General features: G+C 63.8%; 21 protein-coding genes and 1 tRNA gene. 10 read left to right on the top strand and 12 right to left on the bottom strand.

Going from position 1 to position 24639, the window contains the following annotated elements; translation table 11 throughout:
• Nucleotides 1-38 precede the first annotated feature (38 nt).
• Complete coding sequence (cytX, locus tag CUJ91_RS04165; RefSeq protein WP_114155866.1) at nt 39-1355, bottom strand: putative hydroxymethylpyrimidine transporter CytX; 1317 nt, start codon at nt 1353-1355, stop codon at nt 39-41.
• A 242-nt stretch (nt 1356-1597) separates the two neighbouring features.
• Here cytX and CUJ91_RS04170 point away from each other — a divergent pair, with 242 nt between their 5' ends.
• From CUJ91_RS04170 to minE, 8 genes are all read left to right on the top strand, one after another.
• On the top strand, nt 1598-2911 hold the full coding sequence (locus tag CUJ91_RS04170; RefSeq protein ID WP_114155867.1) for a replication-associated recombination protein A: 1314 nt from the start codon (nt 1598-1600) through the stop codon (nt 2909-2911).
• A 68-nt stretch (nt 2912-2979) separates the two neighbouring features.
• Nucleotides 2980-4275 (top strand): serine--tRNA ligase, encoded by a 1296-nt coding sequence (gene serS, locus CUJ91_RS04175; RefSeq protein WP_006048494.1) that lies wholly within the window; start codon nt 2980-2982, stop codon nt 4273-4275.
• A gap of 161 nt (nt 4276-4436) precedes the next feature.
• Nucleotides 4437-4526, top strand: a tRNA-Ser gene (locus CUJ91_RS04180).
• Between the two features lie 556 nt (nt 4527-5082).
• Nucleotides 5083-5868 carry a type I methionyl aminopeptidase gene (gene map / locus CUJ91_RS04190; RefSeq protein WP_114155868.1) on the top strand — a complete coding sequence of 262 codons (786 nt, stop codon included), beginning with the start codon at nt 5083-5085 and terminating at the stop codon, nt 5866-5868.
• A 184-nt stretch (nt 5869-6052) separates the two neighbouring features.
• Nucleotides 6053-6586, top strand: coding sequence for a GNAT family N-acetyltransferase (locus tag CUJ91_RS04195; protein WP_006048492.1), 534 nt, complete (start codon nt 6053-6055; stop codon nt 6584-6586).
• 245 nt (nt 6587-6831) lie between these two features.
• Complete coding sequence (minC, locus tag CUJ91_RS04200) at nt 6832-7686, top strand: septum site-determining protein MinC (RefSeq protein ID WP_114155869.1); 855 nt, start codon at nt 6832-6834, stop codon at nt 7684-7686.
• A gap of 113 nt (nt 7687-7799) precedes the next feature.
• Nucleotides 7800-8615, top strand: coding sequence for a septum site-determining protein MinD (gene minD / locus CUJ91_RS04205; protein WP_006048490.1), 816 nt, complete (start codon nt 7800-7802; stop codon nt 8613-8615).
• Between the two features lie 14 nt (nt 8616-8629).
• The gene (minE, locus tag CUJ91_RS04210; RefSeq protein ID WP_006048489.1) at nt 8630-8884 is read left to right on the top strand and encodes a cell division topological specificity factor MinE; all 255 of its coding nucleotides are present in this window, start codon (nt 8630-8632) and stop codon (nt 8882-8884) included.
• A gap of 124 nt (nt 8885-9008) precedes the next feature.
• Here minE and CUJ91_RS04215 read toward each other — a convergent pair whose 3' ends face one another.
• The 6 genes from CUJ91_RS04215 to CUJ91_RS04240 form a co-directional block, all read right to left on the bottom strand.
• Entirely contained in the window at nt 9009-9545 is a 537-nt protein-coding gene (locus CUJ91_RS04215; RefSeq protein ID WP_244230963.1) for a fimbrial protein, read from the bottom strand.
• A 158-nt stretch (nt 9546-9703) separates the two neighbouring features.
• Nucleotides 9704-10735, bottom strand: coding sequence for a fimbrial protein (locus CUJ91_RS34585; RefSeq protein ID WP_208716145.1), 1032 nt, complete (start codon nt 10733-10735; stop codon nt 9704-9706).
• A 144-nt stretch (nt 10736-10879) separates the two neighbouring features.
• Nucleotides 10880-13654, bottom strand: a complete 2775-nt coding sequence (locus CUJ91_RS04225) for a fimbria/pilus outer membrane usher protein (RefSeq protein WP_114155871.1) — start codon at nt 13652-13654, stop codon at nt 10880-10882.
• Nucleotides 13655-13920: 266 nt separating this feature from the next.
• On the bottom strand, nt 13921-14631 hold the full coding sequence (locus CUJ91_RS04230; protein ID WP_374710146.1) for a fimbria/pilus periplasmic chaperone: 711 nt from the start codon (nt 14629-14631) through the stop codon (nt 13921-13923).
• A gap of 258 nt (nt 14632-14889) precedes the next feature.
• Nucleotides 14890-15438 (bottom strand): fimbrial protein, encoded by a 549-nt coding sequence (locus tag CUJ91_RS04235; RefSeq protein WP_029971898.1) that lies wholly within the window; start codon nt 15436-15438, stop codon nt 14890-14892.
• A 529-nt stretch (nt 15439-15967) separates the two neighbouring features.
• Nucleotides 15968-17440 carry a chloride channel protein gene (locus tag CUJ91_RS04240; protein WP_114155872.1) on the bottom strand — a complete coding sequence of 491 codons (1473 nt, stop codon included), beginning with the start codon at nt 17438-17440 and terminating at the stop codon, nt 15968-15970.
• A 779-nt stretch (nt 17441-18219) separates the two neighbouring features.
• Here CUJ91_RS04240 and CUJ91_RS34305 point away from each other — a divergent pair.
• Nucleotides 18220-18363: a hypothetical protein gene (locus tag CUJ91_RS34305; RefSeq protein WP_006048482.1), complete on the top strand. Its 144-nt coding sequence runs from the start codon at nt 18220-18222 to the stop codon at nt 18361-18363.
• A gap of 66 nt (nt 18364-18429) precedes the next feature.
• On the opposite strand, the gene CUJ91_RS04245 is transcribed toward CUJ91_RS34305, so the two are convergent.
• The 5 genes from CUJ91_RS04245 to CUJ91_RS04265 all read right to left on the bottom strand — a co-directional run bounded on the left by CUJ91_RS04245 (nt 18430) and on the right by CUJ91_RS04265 (nt 23634).
• Nucleotides 18430-18609 (bottom strand): hypothetical protein, encoded by a 180-nt coding sequence (locus CUJ91_RS04245; RefSeq protein WP_114155873.1) that lies wholly within the window; start codon nt 18607-18609, stop codon nt 18430-18432.
• 162 nt (nt 18610-18771) lie between these two features.
• Entirely contained in the window at nt 18772-20079 is a 1308-nt protein-coding gene (locus CUJ91_RS04250; protein ID WP_029971900.1) for an MFS transporter, read from the bottom strand.
• A 366-nt stretch (nt 20080-20445) separates the two neighbouring features.
• A complete protein-coding gene (locus CUJ91_RS04255; RefSeq protein ID WP_006048479.1) occupies nt 20446-20982 on the bottom strand; it encodes an energy transducer TonB family protein in 537 nt (178 codons plus the stop codon).
• 177 nt (nt 20983-21159) lie between these two features.
• Nucleotides 21160-22566 carry an argininosuccinate lyase gene (gene argH / locus CUJ91_RS04260; protein WP_114155874.1) on the bottom strand — a complete coding sequence of 469 codons (1407 nt, stop codon included), beginning with the start codon at nt 22564-22566 and terminating at the stop codon, nt 21160-21162.
• Between the two features lie 255 nt (nt 22567-22821).
• Complete coding sequence (locus CUJ91_RS04265; RefSeq protein ID WP_107707184.1) at nt 22822-23634, bottom strand: helix-turn-helix transcriptional regulator; 813 nt, start codon at nt 23632-23634, stop codon at nt 22822-22824.
• 190 nt (nt 23635-23824) lie between these two features.
• Here CUJ91_RS04265 and CUJ91_RS04270 point away from each other — a divergent pair, with 190 nt between their 5' ends.
• Nucleotides 23825-24577: a class I SAM-dependent methyltransferase gene (locus CUJ91_RS04270; RefSeq protein WP_006048476.1), complete on the top strand. Its 753-nt coding sequence runs from the start codon at nt 23825-23827 to the stop codon at nt 24575-24577.
• The last annotated feature ends 62 nt before the right edge of the window (nt 24578-24639 follow it).

Below are 24639 nucleotides of genomic sequence, written 5' to 3' on the forward strand. Positions count from 1 at the left end.
TTGTGGGCCTTTTCTGCATTTAGAAGTGCAGCGAGCGCTTACGCGTAAGCAGTCTTGCGCGTCGACACGAACGCGAGATAACACACCGCGCCGATCACCAGCGAGGGCAACGTCGCGCCGAGGTTCGGCAGCCACTGGTTGATCGCCTGATAGGCGGCAATGCCGATCGCCCACGCGATGAACGCGCTCAGATGCCATCCGCCCGAAAAGCCGTAGCGGCCGCGCACGTCGGCGAGCACGGCGGCTTCAATGCGGCGCTTGCGCACGATGAAGTGATCGACCAGCACCACGCCGAAGAGCGGCGCGAACACCGAGCCGATCAGCAACAGGAAGTTCTGGTATTTCGCCATCGGCACGAGCAGCGCGATCAACGTGCAGAGCGCGCCGAACGCAGCCGACAGCAGCGGCACGCTGCCGCGCGCCCAGAACGTGCCGGTCGACACGGCTGCCGAATGAATGTCGGCGAATGCGTTGTCCACTTCGTCGATCAGGATCAGCAAGAGCGCGAGGCCGCCGCCGGCTTGCGCGAGTGCGCTCGTGAGGAGCGCGTCGCCGCCGCCCGCGGCGAGACCGTAGATCGCGCCCAGCGCATAGAACCATATGTTCGCGATGCCGTAGCCGAGCAGCGTGCCGCGGAACGTGTCGCCGGCGCGGCGGCCAAAGCGCGTGTAATCGGCGATCAGCGGCAGCCATGAGAGCGGCATCGCGACCACCAGATCGATGGCGCCGCCGAACGGCATTTCGCCCGTGCCGGGGCGGCGCATCATCGCGCTCAAGTCGTGCTGAGCGAGCAGATTCCATGTGAGCCACGCCGCGCCCGCGAGCAGCAGCCAGATGCCCCACGTGCGCAAAAAGCGCCGCACGAACGACAGCGGTCCGCTGATCGCAAGCAGCGTCGCGAGCAAGCCGAACACGACGGTCCAGACGAGCGGCATCGAGAAACCGAACGCCTGCTTCGCGAGGGCGTCGGCGGAATCGCGCATCACGATCACTTCGAACGCGCCCCAGCCGACCAGTTGCACCGCGTTCAGCACTGCGGGCACCGACGCGCCGCGAACGCCGAGCGTCGGACGCAGCGACGACATCGCGGCGAGCCCCGTGTCCGTGCCGATCACGCCTGCGAGCGCGAGGAGCACCACGCCGATCGCGCTGCCGATCACAATCGCCAGGAGCGCGTGCGGCAGCGACAAGCCCGGCACGAGCAGCGCGCCGGCCTGCGCGACCAGCAGGCCGATGCCGAGCGAGAACCAGAGCGCGAAGGCGTCGCCGGTGCGGAATGCGCGGCGCGCGTCGGGCACCGGCGTGAGCGGTGCGTAGGTGGAACCGGCGTTGCCGGTGAGCGGGTCTTGTGCCATCGGGTGTTGTCCGTGAGTGTGTGTCTGTTGCTTTGGTTTGCCTGCGCGTTCGCGCTCGTGTTCGCATTCGGTAGACGACACGCCGCGCTCGCCGACGCTCCGTCACTGTCATAATGCAGGACGTTGCCCGCGCGTTTCTCGTGCAGGCTTTGCGCTTGTCCGGCAGCACGCCGCCTTCCGACCATCGCAGATACCGTCGCGCGAACCGCGTCCGGAAAAGCCGAGATTATCCCCAAAACGTCATGTTCGAAGAAACCCGTGCCAATGTCCCGCTCGCCGAACGCCTGCGGCCTCGCAATATCGACGAAGTGATCGGTCAGAAGCATCTGCTCGGTCCGAACAAGCCGCTGCGGGTCGCGTTCGAATCCGGCGAGGCGCATTCGATGATCCTCTGGGGCCCGCCGGGCGTCGGCAAGACCACGCTTGCGCGGCTCATGGCGGACGCGTTTCACGCGCAGTTCATCGCGCTGTCGGCGGTGCTCTCGGGCGTGAAGGACATTCGCGAGGCGGTCGAGACGGCGCAGATTCATCGCGCGAACGGGCATCAGACGCTGGTGTTCGTCGACGAGGTGCATCGCTTTAACAAGAGTCAGCAAGACGCGTTCTTGCCGCATGTCGAGTCGGGGCTGTTCGTGTTTGTCGGCGCGACGACGGAGAATCCCTCGTTCGAGGTGAACAGCGCGTTGCTGTCGCGCGCCGCGGTCTATGTGCTCAAGAGTCTCGACGAGGACGAGTTGCGCGAACTGCTCGAGCGGGCGCAGCGCGAACTCGGCGGCCTCACGTTCACCGACGAAGCGCGCAACGCGCTGATCGGTTCCGCCGACGGCGACGGCCGCAAGCTGTTGAACAACCTGGAAATCGTCGCGCGCGCCGCTGCGCAGCAGAAGACGACGGAGATTGACGGCGCGTTGCTCGGCAGCGCGCTCGCCGAAAATTTGCGCCGCTTCGACAAGGGCGGCGACGCGTTTTACGACCAGATCAGCGCGCTGCATAAGTCGGTGCGCGGCAGCAGTCCGGACGGCGCGCTCTACTGGTTCTGCCGGATGCTCGACGGCGGCGCGGACCCGCGTTATCTGGCGCGGCGCATCGTGCGCATGGCGTGGGAGGACATCGGTCTCGCCGACCCGCGCGCCGCGCGCATCGCGCTCGACGCCGCCGAAACCTACGAGCGCCTGGGCACGCCCGAGGGCGAGCTTGCGCTTGCGCAGGCCATCATCTATCTGGCGGTCGCGCCGAAGTCGAATGCGGGCTACAACGCGTATAACGAGGCGCGGCGCTTCGTCAGCAAGGACAAGTCGCGCGGCGTGCCCGTGCATCTGCGCAATGCGCCGACCAAGCTGATGAAGGAACTCGGCTACGGCCACGAGTATCGCTACGCGCACGACGAGCCGGATGCCTATGCGGCCGGAGAGGCCTATCTGCCCGAGAACATGCGCGATCCGCACTGGTACACGCCGACGCCGCGCGGTCTGGAAGGCAAGATCGGCGACAAGATGGCGCGTCTTGCCGAACTCGACGCGCAATGGCGCAGCGAGAACAAGCCGAAGAAGGGCTGAGAGTCTCCGGCGCGGCGCGCCGGTGCGCTAAAATCCCACCTTCATACAACGAATACCCGCCCCATCCCATGCTCGACATCCAGTTGCTGCGCAAAGACCTCGACGGCGTCGCGAAACGCCTCGCCGACCGCGGCTATAGCCTCGACGTCGCGGCGTTCACCGCGCTCGAAGCGGAACGCCGCGATACCCAGACCCGCACCGAAGAAATGCAGGCGCGCCGCAACAGCCTGTCCAAGCAGATCGGCGCGATGAAAGGGCGGGGCGAGGACACGTCGGCAGTGATGGCGGAAGTCGGCGGCATCGGCGACGAGATGAAGGCGTCGGCGGCAAAGCTGGACGATATTCAGAAGCGGCTGTCGGATCTTCTGCTCGGCGTGCCGAATCTTCCGCATGAGAGCGTGCCCGTTGGCCGCGACGAAGCGGATAACGTCGAAGTGCGCCGCTGGGGCACGCCGCGCCAGTTCGATTTCGAAGTGAAGGATCACGTGGATGTGGGCGCGCCGCTCGGCCTCGATTTCGAGACCGGCGCGAAGCTTTCGGGCGCGCGCTTCACGATGCTGCGTGGGCAGATAGCGCGGCTGCATCGCGCGCTTGCGCAGTTCATGATCGACACGCATACGCAGCAGCACGGTTATACGGAGATTTACACGCCGTACATCGTGAATCCGGAGATTCTGTACGGCACCGGGCAGTTGCCCAAATTCGCGGACGACATGTTCCGCGTCGAGAAGGGCGGCGGCGAAAACACGGTCACGCAATATCTGATTTCGACGTCGGAAATTTCGCTGACGAACACGGTGCGCGACAGCATCGTCGAAGGTAATGCGCTGCCGATCAAGCTGACTGCGCATTCGCCGTGCTTCCGTTCGGAAGCGGGCTCGTATGGGCGCGATACGCGCGGCATGATCCGTCAGCATCAGTTCGACAAGGTGGAGATGGTGCAGATCGTGGCGCCGGAAACGTCTTATGACGCGCTGGAACAGATGGTCGGCCACGCGGAGACGATTCTGCAGAAGCTCGAGCTGCCGTATCGCGTGATCACGTTGTGCACCGGCGACATGGGCTTCTCGGCCACCAAGACTTATGACCTCGAGGTGTGGTTGCCGGCGCAAAACACCTATCGCGAGATCTCGAGCTGCTCGAACACCGAGTCGTTCCAGGCTCGCCGGATGCAGGCGCGTTATCGGAACGCGCAAGGCAAGCCGGAACTCGTGCATACGTTGAACGGCTCGGGGCTCGCGGTCGGCCGCACGCTCGTGGCGGTGCTGGAGAATTTCCAGAACGCCGACGGCTCGGTGACGGTGCCGGCTGCACTGCGGCCGTACCTGGGCGGCGTGGAGCGGCTGGAAGTGCCGGCCGCTTGAGTCGTGTTGTACGTTTCGCGTACGTCCCTCTGAAATTTTTTCGGCGAGGGACTTGGAAATCCAGATTCACTGTTCTATAATCTTTCTCTCCCAAGCAGCGACCCGCTTGGATCTGACAAAACCGCGCCAGCTTCATACGGCAGCGGCTAGTTAGAAAACCCGGAAAGGTGGCAGAGTGGTCGAATGCGCCGGACTCGAAATCCGGTGTACCTTTAGGGGTACCGTGAGTTCGAATCTCACCCTTTCCGCCAAATTTAGAAAACAGGCCCTTCGGGGCCTGTTTTCGTTTGTATTGCCCAAGTGCTAAGTCTCTTGATTGAGTTGCATCTCATGGCCGAGAAAAAACGTATTACAGAGCTGTATGGCGTTCAGTTGGCGCCGCGAGTGATGGTGCGTCCGAAGGCTTCGGTGAGCGTGGCCACAGAAAGAGAGAAGTCGGACGTACTGCGTTCCGCACGCCTGGTAATCTCCGAGCACCGTGAGGTCTTGATAGCGCTAAAGGATCGGTGAGTGCTCCATGTCGACTACGAAATCTTCGCTTCGTATCTAAGCACAGTGTGGAGCCTGTCCCATCCTTCTTCTGAGTACATCGAACGATAGCGCGGCGATCACGTCCGCGCGCTACGCAACAAGCGAGCGAAGAGTTTCTCGGCAATCTTCGAGTGCTCACCAAGCGTTGCCCGTTTAATCCCCCACGCTCGCGATACAAACGCCCGCACCCCCATTCCCCCGACCCCTCCGCGATCCTCTGTACAATTGGCCGTTCGATTGAATATCGACCTACCTTCGAACCCATCGACCGAATTCATGGCCATTACCTACAAGACTCCCGAAGACATCGCCAGGCTGCGTATTTCAGGCCGCCTCGCGGCCGACGTGCTGGCCATGATCGGCGAGCACGTGAAGGCCGGTGTCTCCACCGACGAGCTGGACGCACTGTGCAACGACTACATCGTCAATACGCAAAAGTCGATTCCGGCGAACGTCGGCTATCTGGGTTTTCCGAAGACGGTGTGCACGTCCGTGAATCAGGTGGTCTGCCACGGCATTCCGAGCCGCAACGAAGTGCTCAAGGACGGCGACATCATCAACATCGACGTCGCGATCATCAAGGACGGCTATTTCGGCGACACGAGCCGCATGTATTGCGTCGGCGAGCCGAGCGCGGTCGCGCGTCAACTGATCGACACGACGTATGAAGCGATGCTCGCGGGCATCCGCGAAGTGAAGCCAGGCGCGACGCTCGGCGACATCGGCCATGCGATTCAGAAGGTCGCGCAGCGCGACGGCTTTTCGATCGTGCGCGACTATTGCGGCCACGGCATCGGCAAGGTCTATCACGAGGACCCGCAGGTTCTGCATTACGGTCAGCCGGGGCAGGGCGTGCGTCTGAAACCCGGCATGGTCTTCACGATCGAGCCGATGATCAACGCGGGCCGCGCCGGCACCACCGTCTTGCGCGACGGCTGGACGGTGGTCACGAAAGACCGCTCGCTGTCGGCGCAATGGGAACACATGATCGCCGTCACCGACGACGGCTACGAACTCCTCACGCCCTGGCCGGACGGCACCGGCAGCTACGAGGCGCCTTAGCCCGAAACGCTTCCATCGCGAGTGGGCCGAGCTCAGAGACACCGGGCGCGGCAAATGCTGAGAACTCGATGCGCGCTTTGCCAGAACCGGCTCACGCGATAAGATCCCCCGGCAAAGAATGATTTGACTCGCGCGCCGGTTCGGTTAAAGCTACGCCTTAAGGCTTCAAGGGGTTTTCGTCTGCATGAGTCCGTCATTGACCGTTCGCCGTATCGCCGCTGATCAGGGCGCTGTTTTTCGCGAACTCCGTACTGCGTCGCTGCGAGAGGCGCCTTATGCCTTCGGCGCGACGCTAGAGGACGCCTTGTCCGCGGACGCCGCCAGCTTTGACGTCATCGCCGCGAAGCACGCGGTTTCTCTTACCGTCAGCACTTTTATTCTCTATACCGAGGGTCATCCGGCGGGACTCATCGAGGCGCATTTCGAAGAGACCCCCGAGCGCCGCGCATTCGTTTGCGAGTTGTGGGTGGCGCCGGCGGTTCGTCATCTGCGTGGCGGAGAGTTGCTGGTCGACACCGCTAGCGGCTGGCTCGCCAACGAAGGCGCCGCCGAAATTTACGCATGGGTCGCCGACTCGAATCGCACCGCCATGCGCTTTTACGAAGCGCTCGGTTTCGGACCGACCGGCGAACATCGGCGCGTCACGCGCGCGCCGGAACAGGTCGAAAGCCTGCTGGTTCGCCACGTGCCGTCCACGTCACCCGCAGTTGACTCGTGATCCGCCGAGCGGCGCAGCAGTTTGCCGCCCGTTCCGGATCTCTTGCGCGGTTCTGTTGCTTCCCTGCTCGCATCCGCAGCCGTATCTCCACAGATGTCCTGCCTCGCCCGTTCTTGCGCGGCGCGGCGTGATCGTTTCTGCTCGCGCAACATGCACAACACGCGCATATCGCCGCGCGCGCGGGCAAAAAATCTCGCCGCACGCGTGGACGCCTGTAAAATACGCAAAATTTTTTGCCGAACGCTATGTCGCCCAAGAAATCGCCCTTTTTCGAACTTCGCAGCGGTTCCGTCGACACGCTCCTCTTTGTGGTCAAGACAACCGACCTCGATGCCATGCGTGCCGAGCTGACCCGGCGCTTCGAGGCGACCCCCGAATTTTTCGCTAACGACGTCGTCGCGATCGACGTGCGCCGTCTCGCGGAGAACGAGCGCGTGCCGCTCGCCGAGATTGCGCAACTGCTCGACAGCGTGCGCATGCGTCCGGTCGGCGTGGTCGCTGACACGCAGCAGTCGTGGGCGACGGAATCGGCGTTGCCGCTCCTCGAAGCGCGCGACCGCCGCGGCGCGGCCGCGAAACCGGCTGACGACGAATCGGCGAGCACGTCAACGGCGGATTCGGGCGAAGCCGCGAACGACGCAGCAAGCACGGTAAACGCAGCAAGCGCAGCAAGCACGGCAGCCACGAACGCAGCATCGGGCGCGACGGCAAGCGCATCGCTCGAACCTGCGCCCGCCGCCGAACCCGTGCGTCTTGCCACGTCTTCGCAAACGATGGTGGTCGAAAAGCCGCTGCGTTCCGGCCAGCGCATCTACGCAAAGGGCGATCTCGTGGTGCTCGGGCTGGTCAGCTACGGCGCGGAAGTCATCGCGGAAGGCAATATCCATATCTATGCGCCGTTGCGCGGCCGCGCGCTTGCCGGCGTGCAGGGCAACCACGACGCGCGCATTTTCTGTACGTGTCTCGAACCGGAACTGATCTCGATCGCGGGCATCTATCGAACGACCGAGAACCCGCTGCCGGCCGATGTACTCGGCAAACCGGTGCAGATCTGGCTCGAAGAAGAAAAGTTGATGATCGAACCATTGCGGCTCACTTGAGCGCGGAAAGCACGCTGTGAATCGCGCCGTCCTGGAGCTTTGCGGCGCGCGGCGTTCTGCTCGAAATATGGCCGCACATAATTGACGAATTTGACGAACACAAGGTAAGGGTAATGGCAAAAATCATTGTGGTGACATCGGGCAAGGGTGGCGTGGGCAAGACGACCACGAGCGCGAGTTTTGCATCGGCCCTCGCGTTGCGGGGCAGCAAGACCGCCGTGATCGACTTCGACGTCGGCCTGCGCAATCTCGATCTCATCATGGGCTGCGAGCGCCGCGTGGTGTACGACCTGATCAACGTGATTCAGGGCGAAGCGAATCTGAACCAGGCGCTGATCAAGGACAAGAAGTGCGAGAACCTCTTTATCCTGCCGGCCTCGCAAACGCGTGACAAAGACGCGCTGACCATGGAAGGCGTCGAGAAGGTCATCAACGATCTGATCGCGATGGACTTCGAGTTCATCGTGTGCGACTCGCCGGCCGGTATCGAATCGGGCGCGCTGCTCGCGATGCATTTCGCCGACGAAGCGCTGATCGTGACGAACCCGGAAGTGTCGTCGGTGCGCGACTCGGACCGCATCCTCGGCATTCTGTCGTCGAAGACCAAGCGGGCAATTGAAGGCAAGGAGCCGATCAAGGAGCATCTCCTCATCACGCGCTACAACCCGAAGCGTGTGAGCGAAGGCGAGATGCTGTCGTTGACGGACATCCAGGAAATCTTGCGTATTGACCTGATCGGCGTGATTCCGGAATCGGAAGCGGTGCTGCACGCGTCGAACCAGGGCCTGCCGGCCGTGCACCTCGACGGCACCGACGTGGCGGAAGCCTACAAAGACGTCGTATCGCGTTTTCTCGGCGAGCAGAAATCGCTTCGCTTTACCGATTACCAGAAGCCCGGGCTGCTGCAGCGCCTCTTCGGCACCAAGTAAGGGGAGCGCACGTTATGTCGATTCTTTCGTTTTTGCTGGGCGAGAAGAAGAAATCCGCGTCGGTAGCGAAGGAACGCCTGCAGTTGATCATCGCGCACGAGCGCGCCGGCGGTCATGCTCCCGCCGATTATCTGCCTGCGTTGCAACGCGAACTGGTGGCCGTGATTTCGAAGTACGTGAGGATCTCGGATGACGACATCCGCGTGAGCCTCGAGCGTCAGGACGACCTCGAGGTGCTCGAGGTCAAGATCGAGATCCCGCAGACCTGACGGGTTTGCAGGAACTGGCGCGCGGCTCGCGCGCCATCCGGCCGATATTCACAAGGCAGAGCGGCGCCGGTCGATGCGGCGCCTGCTGATCCATCTGATCGACCTGATCGACTGACGCAGCCGATCAGTTGTACGTGAAGTTGACCGTTGCGGTTGTCGTCACGGAGCCGGCCGTCAAAGTACCGAGCCGGTAGAACTGCGCGACGAACGGAACCGTCATCGTATTGGTGTTGTCGACCGTGCCGAGCGAACTCGTACTGTTGAGCGTGACGGGCGTACCCGTCGTCGCGCCCACGCTGGCCGCCTTCAGAATCTGCACGCCCACCTGCGTGGCAGTACCGGTGTTCTGCAACACGCTCGCAACCGTATCTATCGTTCCCGCCACCGACATCGTCACCGCCGTGCCCGGCGAGCAATTCAGCAGGTTCAGACTGAATGCGGTCGGGTTGCCGGTGCTTCCGATCGCCGGAAAATTCATGATCGGCGCGCTGCCCAGACTGATGGTCTGATTGGCCGTCGAGCTATCCACGGTGCAGGACGGCTGCGTGATCAGACCGGTGAACTTCAGGTTCGCGTCCGCCGCGAGGGCGGACCCGGCGGACCCCGCGCCCATCGCGGCGATCACGGCGGAAGCGGCCAGGGGCATCAAAATCTTTCGCATGGTCGGGTTGTTCAATTTGAGGATGGAAGGGGCCGCTGCGTCGTTTGGCAAATGCGGCCCTGCGGGGCGTCGAGTCGCTGCAAAAGGCGCAATGAGCCGGACCGTTGCATAGGTCCGGTTCGTTGCGTCGGCGTTGCCGCGCCTGTCTGCCTGCGGAATCACTGATATTGCATGGTCACGGTCATTGACGTATTGGCCGGACCAGGCGTAACCGTGGCGCTCGTCTGGTAGTAACGTGCGGCCAGCGGAATCGTATAGCTGCCGCCCGTGCTCGAGCTATAGCCGCTGAACGTCTGCAGACTGCTGAACGGGAACGCGGCCGAGCCGGCGCTGTTGAGCAGTTGCACGCCGACGCCTGTGGCCGACGAAGTGCTGTCGAGCGCCACCACCGACTGCGAACTGTTCAGCACGGTCGTCGTCGGATCGATCCGGTATTTGATCGAATTCATGCCGGCGGGGCAGTTGTTCAGACTGATGCTGAAGTTGGCGGTAGTGGTCGTTCGGCCGATCGCAGTGAAGCCTGTCGTAGGAAACGTGCCGAGCGGTATGGAGACGTCCGGGGTGGTGCACGAGGCGTTCACCACGTTAAGCGTCGGGAATACGGCCGTGTCAGACTGAGAGTACATAACCGACACATTAGTCGGAGGCGTCGTCACGTAGGACCACGTACCCGGTGTCAGTTGCCCGACCGATTGCCCGGCGAGCGTTCCCCCGCTGATCGGGCCGGTCTTGACGAAGGCGGCGTATATCAGGCCTCGCACCGATGTACTGCCGTTGTAGCCATAGCCGTTATTTACGCTTGGGTTGATGGGCCCGTCGTTGGTTACAACGGATCCTCCCTGCATGTCCTGCCAACCGACCGCAATGCCAATGCCCGGATAGTTGGTGGCGTACACCGGAAATGTGTAACCAGAGTACGACACCGAATAACCGGTGCTGGACGACATCAGCAACGACGCCGTAATAAAGGTAGCGGCCTGGATCTTCGTCGAACTGCACGAGAAGGTTTGCCACGGCGTGGACACCCACGGCGAGATGACGGCGCCGACCACGGCATCCCTGGGTGCGGTCAGAGTGGACGGGAATGGCAGGGTGATAGTCTGCCCGCCTCCTGAACAACTATCGGCGTGGGCCAGCGGCGTTACTGCGCCGCATAGAAGTCCCATCAGACACGACATCGTCAGATGCAAGCGTCTGGATCGGGAAAGGAATCTCTTAAAAGCGTTCATACAATACCTTGTCTATGGTCGCTCAATGGCAAGCCGCGTCGGTCGCGATGACACTGTCATCGCTCCGAGCGGGCTTTCGCCAGGCCGTCGATTGTTCGCGTTCGTTCAATTGCAGCTCGCGTCCGAGAACACCGTTGCCGCCGGCTTGTCTCTTTGCGCGACGGGCAATCCGTAGCTGATCTTGCATGACTGCCCAACGCCTTGGCCCCACTTGACGAGCAACTCGCCTGTCACTGCCTTGGTGTAGAACATCGCGCGGCTACCCTGCGTAACGGTGCCGACGTTGCTGCCCTTGTCGTCAAGCACGTCGGCGCCGAACGGCACCGGATCGCCATTCGGGCGGCTCAGGCGCAGCAACGTCGCCTGGCCGCGATTCTCGGTGTCGAACTTCACGCGCACGACGGCACCCGCTGTCGGCGCGAAGTGCTGTTCGGTGCTCTTCAGATCGACGCCCATCGGCAGGCCCTTGGTGTCGATCTCGACCGTGTTCAGCGAGTACGGCTGCATGCCGGCCACGACAGCGAGTCCGTTGTCATCGACGCGCACACCTGGCGCGGTGGCGACCCGCGCGCCCACGGCGTCCTTCGCTTCGATGACCGCGAGTGTGTCGCCCGTCTGCGGCGAGAGCACCACGCCGCCCGGATAGGCGACGATCGTGCCGGAGAGTCCTGCGCCGGCCTGGGTGTAGCCGCCTGAATAGCCGGCGTTGCCGCGCACCTGCGTGTACCGGCTCAGATAGCCCGCATTCGCGTTGATGCTGCCGCCGTTGCCGCTCGCCGAGTCGTAGCCCGTCGAGACGCCATAATTGAACTCGTTGTCGACGCCGGCTGCGCCCGTGAACGCTTCCTGAATCTGATTGCTGTTGTCGCGCGAGTCGTGGGCGAAGCTCGTCGTCGTGTTGGCGACTTTCGAACCGATGTCGAGCGGAATGTTGAGGTTCAGCATCACGCGGTTGTTCCAGCGCGTGGTGTTGATGTCGAGTTCCCGCGACGCCGACACGCCCACGCCCACCCGCCCGACGTTCGTGTTGTAGCCAACCTGGAACGACGTATCGCGATTCGGCTTGTTCCAGTAGTTCTGCGTGAAGCCGGAAGCGTAGATGGAGCCCCAGGACTTCAGGTTCTGGTTCAGCGTGAGCTGAAGCCGTCCTTTCTGGATGCCGCCGTTCGTATTGGGGATGCCGCGCAGCGCCAGGTCGCGCAGATTCATCGCGTCCTGCACGCTCAGGAAGCCGTTGGTCGAGTAGCGATAAGCGGCGAGCGTGACGCTCGTGTCCGTAGGCGCGATGACGCGCGAATACGAAATCCGCAAACTTTGTCCGTTGCGGCCCGGAATGTTCCTGAAGTTCGAGTTGGCCTGCGTCAGGTCGGCCGCGAACGCGCCGATCGGCGTATCCAGTGCCGCACCAATCGCGCCGGAGACGTAATTCTCCGCGACGATCGTCCCGCCATACAACGTGACGAAATTGTTCAGGCCATGCTGCACACCGGCCTCGAACACAACCGGATGGTTCCGCAGACTCGTGTTGCGGTACTGTCCGAGCGCCGTGCTATAGCGCCAGCGACCCTCGCGCAGCGCGTTCACTGGCGCCGCATACGGAACTGCCGACGCATGCTGGCTGCCATCGGCTTCCGTCACGACGACCTGGAGGTCGCCGCCATAGCCAGTGGGATAAAGATCGTTGATCTCGAACGGCCCCGGCGCGACCGTGGTCGTGTAGATGATGTTGCCGTTCTGCTTGACCTCGACCTTCGCATTGCTGTTCGCGATGCCGCGCACAGTCGGCGCATAGCCGCGCTGCGACTCGGGATACATGCGGTCGTCGGTGGTGAGCTGGACGCCGCGCACACCGAAGCTGTCGAAGATCGTACCGTCGGTGTACGAATCGCCGATCGTCAACTGGCTCTTGATGGGTTCGAACGAGCGTTGCAGGTACGTCTGCATGCTTTGCAGATGCGTGCCCGACATGTTGCCGCTCGTGACGTTGCCGTTATAGCGGAAGCGCCACGCGCCGACGTTCACGCCCGCGTTGATGCCGAGATAGCCCTGCGTGGTCGACAGGCCGCTGCCGTTCGTGTGATACAGGTTGGCGTTGTACTGAAGCGTCGCGGCCGGCACGCCGTCGTCCCAGAACTTGGGGTCGACCCAGCCGCGTGCGTTGCGGCTCATCATGGCCTGCGGAATGGTCACGTCGAGGCGCTGCTCGCCCGCGTCGAAACTCGCCGTCGCTTGCGGGATGAGGTCCGGCAGCAGCGCCGCGGTGCCTTGATTCGCTGCGCTGTCGAGCTTGGCGCGTGCAGCGTCGGTGAGACGCGTCAGGTCCACGCCCGCGCGCGTAAGCAGGTCGCGGTCGAACGTCGGCTGGACGTTGCGCTTCTGGCCGTTCAGTTCACGCAGGTTAACATCCGCTACGCCAATCCAGACGCCGTTCACATAGAGCGCCGCCCGGTAGTGTCCCGGCAAGGCGACGTTGCCTTGGTCGAACCGCGAAATATCGACGTTCGCCGCGCCGCTGCCGGTCAGGAACTGCGAGTTGAACTCGACGGTCTGGGGCGCGGCGGCGGAAGTGGAAGCGGTGATCTCGCTGGGCGGGAGCCGCGAGGCCATCGCCGGATGCGCGGTGTTGACGGCTCCGCTATCGGGCGAAGCAGGGCGACGGCCCGCCTGCATGTCCGACGATGCCCCGGCTTGCGCCACGTCGACGGCGCGTGGGGCGGCATCCGCGGAGTCCGGCGCGGGAGTCATCGTGGGGTCGGGCAGCGATTGCGGCGTGCGCCCGGCTTCCGCGGGAAGCAGGGACGCCATCGACGGAGGGGTCTTTCCGATTGACAGGCCATCGGCATGCGCGCGTGCGGCGGTGAATGCCAGCAGAACGGCCATGCTAGCCCGGCTCAAGGATAACGGCTCGGCCTGAGCGCGCCGGGAACTGGATTTCGAATTGCTATTGTTCATGGTGGTGCCGGAATCGCGGGCAACAGGGCGCCCGGCCGACTGTCAACACATCGGCACGCACCCGCTGACCGCGACAATTGATCCTGTTTGCGCGCCAGGGTCATTTCGACCCGACGCACCCCGTCCGGCTGACGAAAGTTCGGATTCCTTCGCAGCGTCGATCCGTTTCACCCGCGCTCTGGCAGGCCACGGCTTTATTGCAGCGTCGCCTCGTGTTTCATGGGACCGCCGTAGTCGTTGAGCGTCGTGAATGAGACCTTGCCGGCAGCAGGGGTAGCCGACAGCGGCAGTGCAAGCTCGCCGCCAGGATCGACCATGCCGCCTTCGTCGAACTTCGCCGGATTCGGGCCTTCGCCGACGAGGGCCTCGATGATCGTGACGTGAAACGGCGTGGGATTCGAGACCAGCAGGGCCGGCTTGCCGTCATGCGTGCCGAGGCGCCATACGAGCTTGGCCGGTGCGTCGTCGGCCTTGCCTTGCAGGCCGGCCGGCCGGAAGAAGAATTTCAGGCGCGAACGGAACGCGAGCTGCACATAGTTCGCTCCAACCTCTGCCGCTGCGGGCTTGGGTGGGACTTCCAGCAAGTTGAACCACAGAAGGGTTTCGCGGTCGCTAGGCATCGCTTCACCGGTATAGGCAATGCGGAGGGTCTGCGACTTGTCCGGATCGATGCGAGCCAGCGGCGGCGTCAGCACGAACGGGAGGTCGAGTTTGCTCGGGTCGACTTTCGGGTCGCCCTTGTCGAGCCACACCTGCGCAAGGGCGGGGGACTTACCGACATTCGAGAGCTTCAGCGTGACTTCGCTGTCCGTCGCGTTATAGACGACACGCGTACCGGCAATGACGACAGAAGCATGCGCCGAGAAGGGCAGCAGTGCGCCCAGTGCGAGCACGCTAGCGGTCATTGCGCTGCCAAGGAGTTTGCGGATATTCATAACGCTCAACCTGAAAAACGGACTTCGGTGAAATGGCGCCGCGAAGATTGCGCGGCGCCGCGCGCCAGGACATCGGCGCTCCCACAGCGAGTCAATGCCTGAAAGGACAGATAAGCAATCGCATACAGGCCTCATCGGCTGTAGCGACACGCGGCGCGGATAACGCCGCATGTGCTTAGTCATACTAAAAAATGACGTAACGCGAAGTTGTCGTTCAGAGCATGTTGATTACTGATAGATCATCGAGTACGTGACGTTGGTCGTCACGCTGCCAGCGGTGGCGCCGCCGGCCGGTGACACGTATTGCGCCGCATATTGCAGGTTTGCGCTGCCGCCCGTGATCGTGGCGGTTTGTGCGTTCTGCGCGCCGTCGGCCTTGCTGACGTCGAGGACCTTTTGCGTGCCGTTGTAGTCGACCAGTTGCACTTCCACGTTCGCGGCGGTGCCGTTGTTGCGCAGGTTGCCGTCGGCCAGCGTGTTCGCGCCGTATTCCCAGAACGTGTGGACGGTGCCCGTCGACGGCGTGCAGGCGCTCAGAGCGATGTTAAAACCCGTCGAGCCTGCCGTCGAACCCGCGGCGGACAGCGTCGCGGCAGACAGCGTCGGCAGCGTGACCGCGAAGTTGTTGCCCTGACCATTGCCGCTCACCGTGCAGGTGTTCGCCGTCAACTGGCCGGTGATGGTCAGGACGCCGCCGTTGCTGGCAGGTGCAGCGTGCGCTGCTGAAGCAACGAGACCCATTGCCGCGACGATCAGGGGGAATGCGATTTTTTTCATTGAGATGTACTCCAGGGTGTTGACCGAGGTAGGTTGATGAACGACACATAGCGCACCGAACCGGAACACGCGCCGGCGCCGGCGATTTTTCGGTCTTGGCTGCCGAATCCCGAGGTTGAGTCGCTAAGCTTCCCGTAAGGGCGGACAGATTATTAAGTAATTAGGTAGACTGATTTATCGGACCAGTCCTAAAAGTCAGTGCATAGTTTGCAAACTTGCAAGCGGGCGTCTAAGGGGGCGTGTTTCTGACGAGCGGACGTGACGACGCGACGTCAGCTTGTTAGCTGGCGACAGACTTTGGTTGCTCTAGATCAAGATGGAGATTGCGCGAAGGTGGTAGGGCGCGGCGGTGGCGTCAATCTCGGGATCGCTGAATTCCTGGCGGCAGACGCGTGGTGCGGGGGGGCCGATCGGGTCGTCGGTCTTTGCGTGGCGTGACAGGATTTTCTGGCAGCGCGCATGTCGACGCGCGTCGCGAATGAAGCGACGCGCGAACGCCGCTTACCGGGAACCCGAGGCCGGGCCGTCTTTAGTCGGTGTGTTTGCCGGGCGCCTCACCGGCCGCATTAATCGACGCATCAGCCGGCGCATCAGCCGAAGCATCCCCCGACGCCTCACCGGAACCCTCAGCAGCGCTCGCCGCCGCCGCCTCCGGCGCATCCACTTCCGGCACCTCCGGCACCGGAGCGGGCGCCGGACGGGGCAGCGGCGCCCGATAGCGCTCCGAAAGCGCCTCATAAAGCGCCGGGGCGAACATGCGCGACACGCGGCTCGCGATCAGCGCGGTCGCCATCAGCGAAATCACGAGCGCGTGACCGTTGATCATCTCCATCACGATGACAAACGACGTGATCGGCGATTGCGTGACGGCCGCGAGATAGCCGACCATCGCGAGCGCGATCAGCATCGGCAGTTGCATCGAGCCGAACACCATGTGCAGCAGATTGCCGAAGCCCGCGCCGATCGACAGCGACGGCGCGAAGATGCCGCCCGGAATGCCGGGCAGGTACGAGCCGACCATCGAGATCATCTTGAGAAACGGATAGAACACGGAGAGCTGTTCCTGTCCGTCGAGCAGGCCGCGCGCTTCCGCGTAGCCGCTGCCGAACGTGGTGCCGCCCGACACGATGCCGACCACCGCTATCACCAGGCCGCACAACGCCGCGAACACGACGGGCCGCTCGCCGTGCAAGCGGCGCAGCGGCGCGGGAATCCAGCGCGCGGTGTTCAGCAGCAGCCAGCCGAACACGCCGCCCGCAATGCCGGTGACGATGGCCGTCAGCAGCACCGCGAGCGCAAGCAAGTTCGGAAAGTGCGCGCCGATCTGAATCGTGCCGAAGTACGTGTAGTTGCCGTTCAGGCCGAGCGCAATCACGCCGGCGATGATGATCGCCGTAATCAGCACGCCGCTCGCGCGCGCTTCGAAACTGCGCGTCAGTTCCTCGATGGCGAACACGATGCCCGCAAGCGGCGTGTTGAAAGCCGCCGACAAACCCGCTGCCGCGCCGGCCAGCACGAGTTGCCGCTCGATCAGCGCATTCGAGCGCGGATAAAGCCTGCGCAGATTGAACATGAGCGCCGCGCCCACTTGCACCGTCGGACCTTCGCGGCCGATCGTGAAGCCGCCGAGAATCGCCAGAAACGACACGGCGATCTTGCCGAGCAGGATGCGAAACGACAGCAGCCGCGCGCCATATTCGCCGGGCTTCGCATGAAGCGTGGCGATCACTTGCGGGATGCCGCTACCCTCGGCGCCGCGGAAAAACTTGCGCGTCAGCCACACGGCGAGCGCGGCCACGGCGGGCGTGATGATGAGCGGCGCCCACACATGCTCGCGCTGCACCGCGCGGAATTCGTCGTAGCCCCAGTCGATCAGCCGCGCGTAAAGCACCGCGACGAGTCCGACCGCGATCGCGCCGAGCCAGAAAATGCCGTATTGACGCCAAAGGCGCTTGCCTCGACGCAGAATCCCGGAAGAAAGAAAAGGTTGCGCTCGTGGCATGAGTATCTGGAAAGCAAAGGGGAAAGTATAAAGCCCGCGGATGGCTCTAAAACGTATGAAAGCCTGCTGAAATAGAGTGAAAAGGCATGTTGTAAGGCGAGCGCTGCAGGACGCCGTTGTTAATCCGCTGGACGGCCTTTGCCCGGTTCAGCAAAGACTATTCCATTCTTCGGCCAACGCAGACTCTCGCCGCACAGCAGGGCTCGGCCGCGGCTTGAGCGCGGTTGGCTTTGGCCGCGCAATCGTTTGCTCAAAAGAAAAGGGCGTCACGCGCAGAGTGCCTATGCGAACCGGCCCTGTCACGTGACGCCCTGAAACGCCCGCGTCGGGGAACGTCGGGCGAAGAGGATGGGGATTACACGCCGTGTTGCCGCATTACACGGTTGTTAAATCTGTCGCTTTTCGTTGGCCGTCACGCCGGTTGCGCGTGGGGCTCGCGCCGGTTCGTGCCGGTTCGTGCCACCAATGCGCCCACATGGGCCGGTTGCGAGCCGTGTGGCGGCGGGCTCGCTCTCACCTTTGCCAAGCCGCCGCGCAATGCCTGCAAGGCGGCGTCGGCGCTTGGCACATGCAAGTCAGTATAGGCGGTGTTTTCGTCGGTTGTTTCGAGAATGTCGGCGCTTCGTGGAAAGCGTTGCGCAATGCCCGCCGGCGTCGGCGAACCTGTAACACCGGCGTGATCTTCCCTTACAACTGGCAACGTTCAAGCAGGCGCGCGTCGTGTTCAATCGAGTCATTCGGGGCTTGAGCTCGAATAATCTGATTCGACGGAGAACGACATGAAACGCTTGATCCTCACCCTGATCGCCGGCACCGTGCTCGCAAGCATGCTGGGCGGCTGCATCGTCGCTCCGGCGCCGGGCTATTACTACGGCGGTGGCGGTGGCGGCTATTACCACCATCACGGCTATTACTACCGTTGAGACCGCTGAGCCGACTCAACGGGCGGCCCGTCGCGAAGCACCCTCAGGCAAGAGCGCGGCGGACCGTCAGGCAATCAGCATTTCGACCGCGAGCACGGCCGTAATGGCAGCCGCGTTCGCCGCCAGCGCCTCGACGACAATGCCTTTCCAACTGGCCGGCTTGAAGCGCAGCGCGAGCAGCAACGAACACAGAAGCGCGAGCGCGATGATCATCACGACATCCGCATTGTGAAGATGGAAATTCATGCGGGCCTCCCTGCTTGCGATGGGGTTATTTGAATTCGAGTATAGGCAAGTCAAAAAGACGCGCAAGACAGAGGATTCACCCAGCGAAGCAAAGCAAAGCGCCGCGAGGCAGCCGCCTGAGCGATCAGCCGCTCAAGCGCGCCGCCTCGCGGACCGCTCGCGTCACATCATCCGCGAGTCGCGCGTTTCGCGCATGCACAGCACGCCGATCATGCTGACGGCCGCGGCAATCGACACATACGCGCCGACCCACGGCAAGCCGCCGCGCGCGGCCAGCATTTGCGCGATATACGGCGCCACCGACGCGCCCAGAATCCCGCCGAGGTTATACGACACGCCCGCGCCGGTATAACGCACGTTGGTCGGGAAAAGCTCGGGCAGGAGCGCGCCCATCGGCGCGAAGGTCACGCCCATCAGGAACAGTTCGATCACGAGGAACAGCAGCACGAGCGACGTTTGCCCGCTGCCGAGAAGCGGCGCCATCGTAAAGCCCGACAACACAGCCGCGACGATGCCGACGATCAGCACCGGCTTGCGGCCATAGCGGTCGCTTGCCCATGCCGACAGCGGCGTGGCGAGCGCCATGAACACGACGGCGACGCACAGCAGCCCGAGGAACGTCTGCCGCGGAATGTGCAGCACCGACACGCCATACGACAGCGAGAACGTCGTCGCGTTGTAGAACAGCGTGTAGCAGACCACCATCGCGAGCGCGCCGAGCAAGGTGGGCAGCCAATGCCGCGAGAGCAGCGTGGCGATCGGCACCTTCACGCGCTCCTGCCGCTCGATGGCGGCCTGGAAGGCCGGCGTCTCGGCGATCTTCAGTCGCACGTAAAGGCCGAGCGCCACCAGCACTGCGCTGACGAGGAACGGCACGCGCCAGCCCCAGCTACGGAACTGCTCGTCGGTGAGCGACATCGCGAGCGCGAAGAAGAGCCCATTGGACGCGAGAAAGCCGATCGACGGCCCGAGTTGCGGGAACATGCCGAACCAGCCGCGCTTGCCGGCCGGCGCGTTTTCGGTGGCGAGCAGCGCCGCGCCGCCCCATTCTCCGCCGAGGCCGATGCCCTGGCCGAAGCGCAAGATGCACAGCAGGATCGGCGCAAGGCTGCCGATCGAGTCGTAGCCCGGCACGAAGCCGATCAGCGTCGTGGACACGCCCATCACGAGCAGCGAGGCGACGAGCGTCGACTTGCGGCCGATGCGGTCACCGAAGTGCCCGAACAGGAACGAGCCGATTGGCCGCGCGACGAAGGCAATGCCGAACGTGACGAAGGCGGACAACGCCTGCGCCGTCGCCGAGCCATGCGGGAAAAACACCGGGCCGATGACGAGCGCCGCGGCGGTCGCATAGACATAGAAATCGTAGAACTCGATCGCGGTGCCGATGAAGCTCGCGAAGATGATCCGCGCGCTGTTGGTCTGCCCGGCCGCATTGGGCTTGGCCGCGGAAATCGGCGATGTGGACATGCAGGGTCTCCATGTTTCGTGATGCCGGCTTGCCTGCGCCTGGTAGCGGCGCGGTCGACCGCCGTCAGTCGCGGACAGCGGCAAGATCAGTCGGCATCTTTGTTGAGGTGGTGGCGCGCTCGTGTCGATGATAGAGGTTCGCGCCGCGCCGCGTGCAACACACGCCACAGCACGCCACGGCATCAAGCACAAAGCGCTTGCACGGCGCGCGCGGATGGCGCGGCGCCGCCAGGATCGGCTGCTAGCACGCCCGCGGATGAGCAGGCGGCCTGAGCCGTGCCGGAGTGCTCCGGCGAGGGAATCGGAAAATTATAGCGAGCGCGGCGCTTGCGCAGCAAGGCGGCTGGCCGATCGGCCAAGCCGCGTTCAGTCGATGGTCAGCGCCTGCGGCGAGGCGAGCTCGCGCAACTGGAACTTGCCGTCGTCGTTGAAAAGCCAGTCTTCGAACAGTTCGAGCTGGCCGCGGCCGTTCAGCAGCTTGCCCGGCGGCAAGGGCAGCGGCGACGCGCGCCGCAAGCTGGCGAGCGCGGTGCCTTCGGCTTCGTCGTCGCCATTCGTGCGATACACCGACGAGTCCACCACATGCCCGTTGCGATCGACGGTGAACGACACCACGACGAGCGAGCGCAGCATCGCCTGAGGCTTGCCGCGCAGCACATACGAAGGATTGCGCTCGACGATGCGCCGCGCGACGGCCTCGCGATATTGATCGAGCGTCGCGCTGTTGACCGCGGCGGGCGGCGTCGGGACGACCGCGCGGGGCGGCGGCGTGATGGTGCAGCCAGCGGCGGCGAGCGCGAGCAACGCCGCGAGCGCCGTGCCGCGCCGCGTTGGCCATGATGACGAACCGCGGCAAGCGCCGCATTCAGTCAGAAGATGAAGGAAGCGCGTGCGGGTAAGCATGATGAACCACGAAAGAGAGCGGAACCTGCTTCGATGGTAGTCAAAAACCGCGCGGTTTCAATCCGCGTTCGCCCTTGCTGAGCACGCACGCGCGCATAAAAAAGGCGAACTCGCTAACGAGTTCGCCTTCGCAATCTGCCATGCATTTGCGCGCCGGAGAACGGCGCGCTCCGCGTTTTACTTCAACGCTTGCCGTGCCGCCTGAACCGCCGCCAGCACCTGCTCGGGCGCCGTGCCGCCGTGATGATTGCGGCTCGCGACCGAGCCTTCGAGCGTGAGATACGAGAACACGTCGTCGCCGATCAGATGCGCGACGTTCGGCAGCTCCGCGCGCATTTCATCGAGCGTCAGGTCTGCGAGGTCGATGCCGCGATCCGCGCAGATCCGCACGGCGAGCGCAACGGCTTCGTGCGCGTCGCGAAACGCCAGGCCGCGCTTGACCAGATAGTCGGCCAGATCGGTTGCCGTCGAGAAGCCTTGCAACGCGGCGTCGCGCATCGCTTGCGGCTTCACCGAAATGCCCGCGACCATTTCAGCGAAGATACGCAGCGTGTCGGCCACTGTGTCGACGGTATCGAACAGCGGTTCCTTGTCTTCCTGATTGTCCTTGTTGTACGCGAGCGGCTGGCCTTTCATCAGCGTGAGCAGCGCCATCAGATGGCCGTTCACGCGGCCGGTCTTGCCGCGCGCGAGTTCGGGGACGTCCGGGTTCTTCTTCTGCGGCATGATCGACGAACCGGTGCAGAAGCGGTCGGCCAGATCGATGAAGCCGACGCGCGGGCTCATCCACAAGACGAGTTCTTCGGAGAAGCGCGAGATGTGCGTCATCACGAGCGCCGACGCCGCCGTGAATTCGATCGCGAAGTCGCGGTCCGAGACGGCATCCAGCGAGTTCGCGCAGATGCCGTCGAAGCCGAGCGTTTTCGCGACCGCGTGACGGTCGATCGGATAGCTCGTGCCCGCGAGCGCCGCCGCGCCGAGCGGCAGGCGGTTCACGCGCTTGCGGCAGTCGAGCATGCGCTCGGCGTCGCGCGAAAACATTTCGACGTAGGCGAGCAGATGATGGCCGAACGTGACCGGCTGCGCGACCTGCAAGTGCGTGAAGCCGGGCATGATGGTCGACGCGTTCTTCTCCGCCATGTCGAGCAGCGCGGTGCGCAGTTCCGTCAGCAATCCGCCGATGCGGTCGATCTCGCCGCGCAGCCACAGGCGGATGTCGGTCGCGACCTGGTCGTTACGCGAGCGGCCCGTGTGCAGGCGCTTGCCGGCGTCGCCGATGAGAGCGGTCAGACGCGCCTCGATGTTCAGGTGGACGTCTTCCAGGTCGAGTTGCCACTCGAACTCGCCGCGCTCGATTTCACCCTTGATCTGCGCCATGCCGCGTTGGATCGCGGCGAGGTCGTCGGCGGCGATGATCTTTTGCGCGGCTAGCATCGAGGCGTGCGCAAGCGACCCTTCGATGTCGACGAGCGCCAGACGCTTGTCGAAGAAAACCGACGACGTGTAGCGTTTGACGAGCTCCGACATCGGCTCCGAGAAGCGAGCCGACCAGGCTTCGCCTTTTTTGTGCAGTTGGGACGTCATGGTGTTGGGCAGTTATGCGGCGGTTAAAGTGGCGCTTAGTCGGTGCTTACCTGGCGGTTGAGCGAGCGGCGATAAGGCTGACGGCGCAGTGCACGCGGCATGACCGCGCGCAGCGTCGCCGAAGCGAAGAAAGACGGCGATTTTAACACTGGCGCGAGGCGTGGCCGACGATTGAACGGCCTGATGCTCGCCATTCATAGGAGCTGAAGCCGCCGGGCGACGCAACGTCATGCAACGCGCTGCAACCACAACCGCTCACTCCCGCACCAGCACCACCAGCTTCAAATCCTCACGATGCGCAGGCTTGAACGTGATCTGATCGTAGACGAGCCGCCCGTCGCGCGGATGGTTGAATTCGCGCCGTCCACCTTCGCGGCCGCCGACGTCCTGCGACGCCCAGAAGCGCGCGAACGCGTCGCTCGCGGCGGTCAGCGAATCGATCAGCGCGCGCGTGGGCGCATCGTTCAGATGACGGATCGAATCCGCGCGAAACTCCGCGGCGAGCCGGCGCGCGCGCGTTTCCCAATCGACGATCAGTTCGCGCGCCGCCGCTTCCGTGAACGTGTAGCGCAGCAGATTGCGGTCGTGCGCGCCGTCGAGCCAGCCGACAAAAAGCCCCGCCGCATGCTCGTTCCACGCCAGCGCATTCCATTGACGGTCCAGCACGTAGGCCGGCGCGTTCACCAGTTGCACGGTTTCGAGCAGCGTGGCGGGCGCGTCGGCGGCGGCCGGGTCGGGTTCGGCCGGATCGCGCTGCGCCGCCAGCTCGAACAGATACGCGCGCTCGGCGCGCGACAGTTGCAACGCGACGGCAATGCGCGCGAGCGCATCGGCCGAAGCGGAAACCGGACGGCCTTGCTCGATCCACGTGTACCAGGTCGGACTCACGCCGCACAGTTGCGCGACTTCCTCGCGGCGCAAGCCCGGCGTGCGGCGGCGCGGGCCGGGCGGCAGGCCGACCGCTTGCGGCGACAGCCGTTCACGATGCGCGCGGATAAAGTCGCCGAGCGCGCGGGCGGGCGTGGCGTCGAGCGGCGGCGGCTGGTCGGCGGAAGAGGGCGGGGTCATTCGGTTCTTGCTGAGCGTGAGGAGGGTGGCGGGGTGGTGTTATAGATACCAGAATAATTGCTTAACTTGTACCGGTACACGGCGGGCTCTATTGTAGCGGCGTAGCGACTCGAACGGCAGGCCGCGCTGCCCGCGCGCTACACGCGGATTCACACGACACGACATCCCACGCTGACAACCGGAGCTATCCATGAAGCATCACGATCAGGTCGCCGACGCCTTTGGCTCGACCGCCGCCGCTTATTTGACGAGTCCGACGCATGCCACCGGCGCCGATCTGCGCACGCTGGCCGAAGCGGTCGCCGCGACGCCGGGCGCGACGGTGCTGGACATGGGTTGCGGCGCGGGCCACGCGAGCTTCGCCGTCGCGCCGCATGCGCAAGAGGTGGTCGCCTACGACATCGCCGCGCCGATGCTCGCGATCGTCGAAAGCGCGGCGAAGGAGCGCGGTCTCGCGAATATCCGCACGCAGCAAGGCGCCGCCGAAAAACTGCCGTTCGGCGATCACACCTTCGACTGGGTCGTGAGCCGCATGAGCGCGCATCACTGGCACGACGTGGCGCCCGCGCTTGCGGAAGTGCGGCGCGTGCTGAAGCCGGGCGGCAGGGTGCTGTTCATCGACATTGCGGGCATCGATCATCCGCTGCTCGATACGCACATTCAGGCAATCGAACTGTTGCGCGACGGTTCGCACATTCGCGATTACCGCGCCGACGAATGGATCGCGATGTTCGAAGCCGCGGGCTTCAAGGCGTCGATTCGCGAGCGCTGGCGTATCGACCTCGAATTCAGTTCGTGGATCGCGCGCATGCGCACGCCGGAGCCGCGTGTCGTGGCGATTCAGTCGCTGTGGCGCGGTTCGCCGGATGAGGTGCGGCAGTACTTCGACGTAAAGGAAGATGGGTCGTTCAAGCTCGATGCGTTGATGATCGACGCGAGTTAAGCGCGGCACGATCGCTTGCAGAAAAAACTAAAGCCGGACGCGACCACAATCGGTCGACGCCC

Origin of the sequence: Paraburkholderia graminis (assembly GCF_003330785.1) — a bacterium.
Lineage (GTDB): Bacteria > Pseudomonadota > Gammaproteobacteria > Burkholderiales > Burkholderiaceae > Paraburkholderia > Paraburkholderia graminis.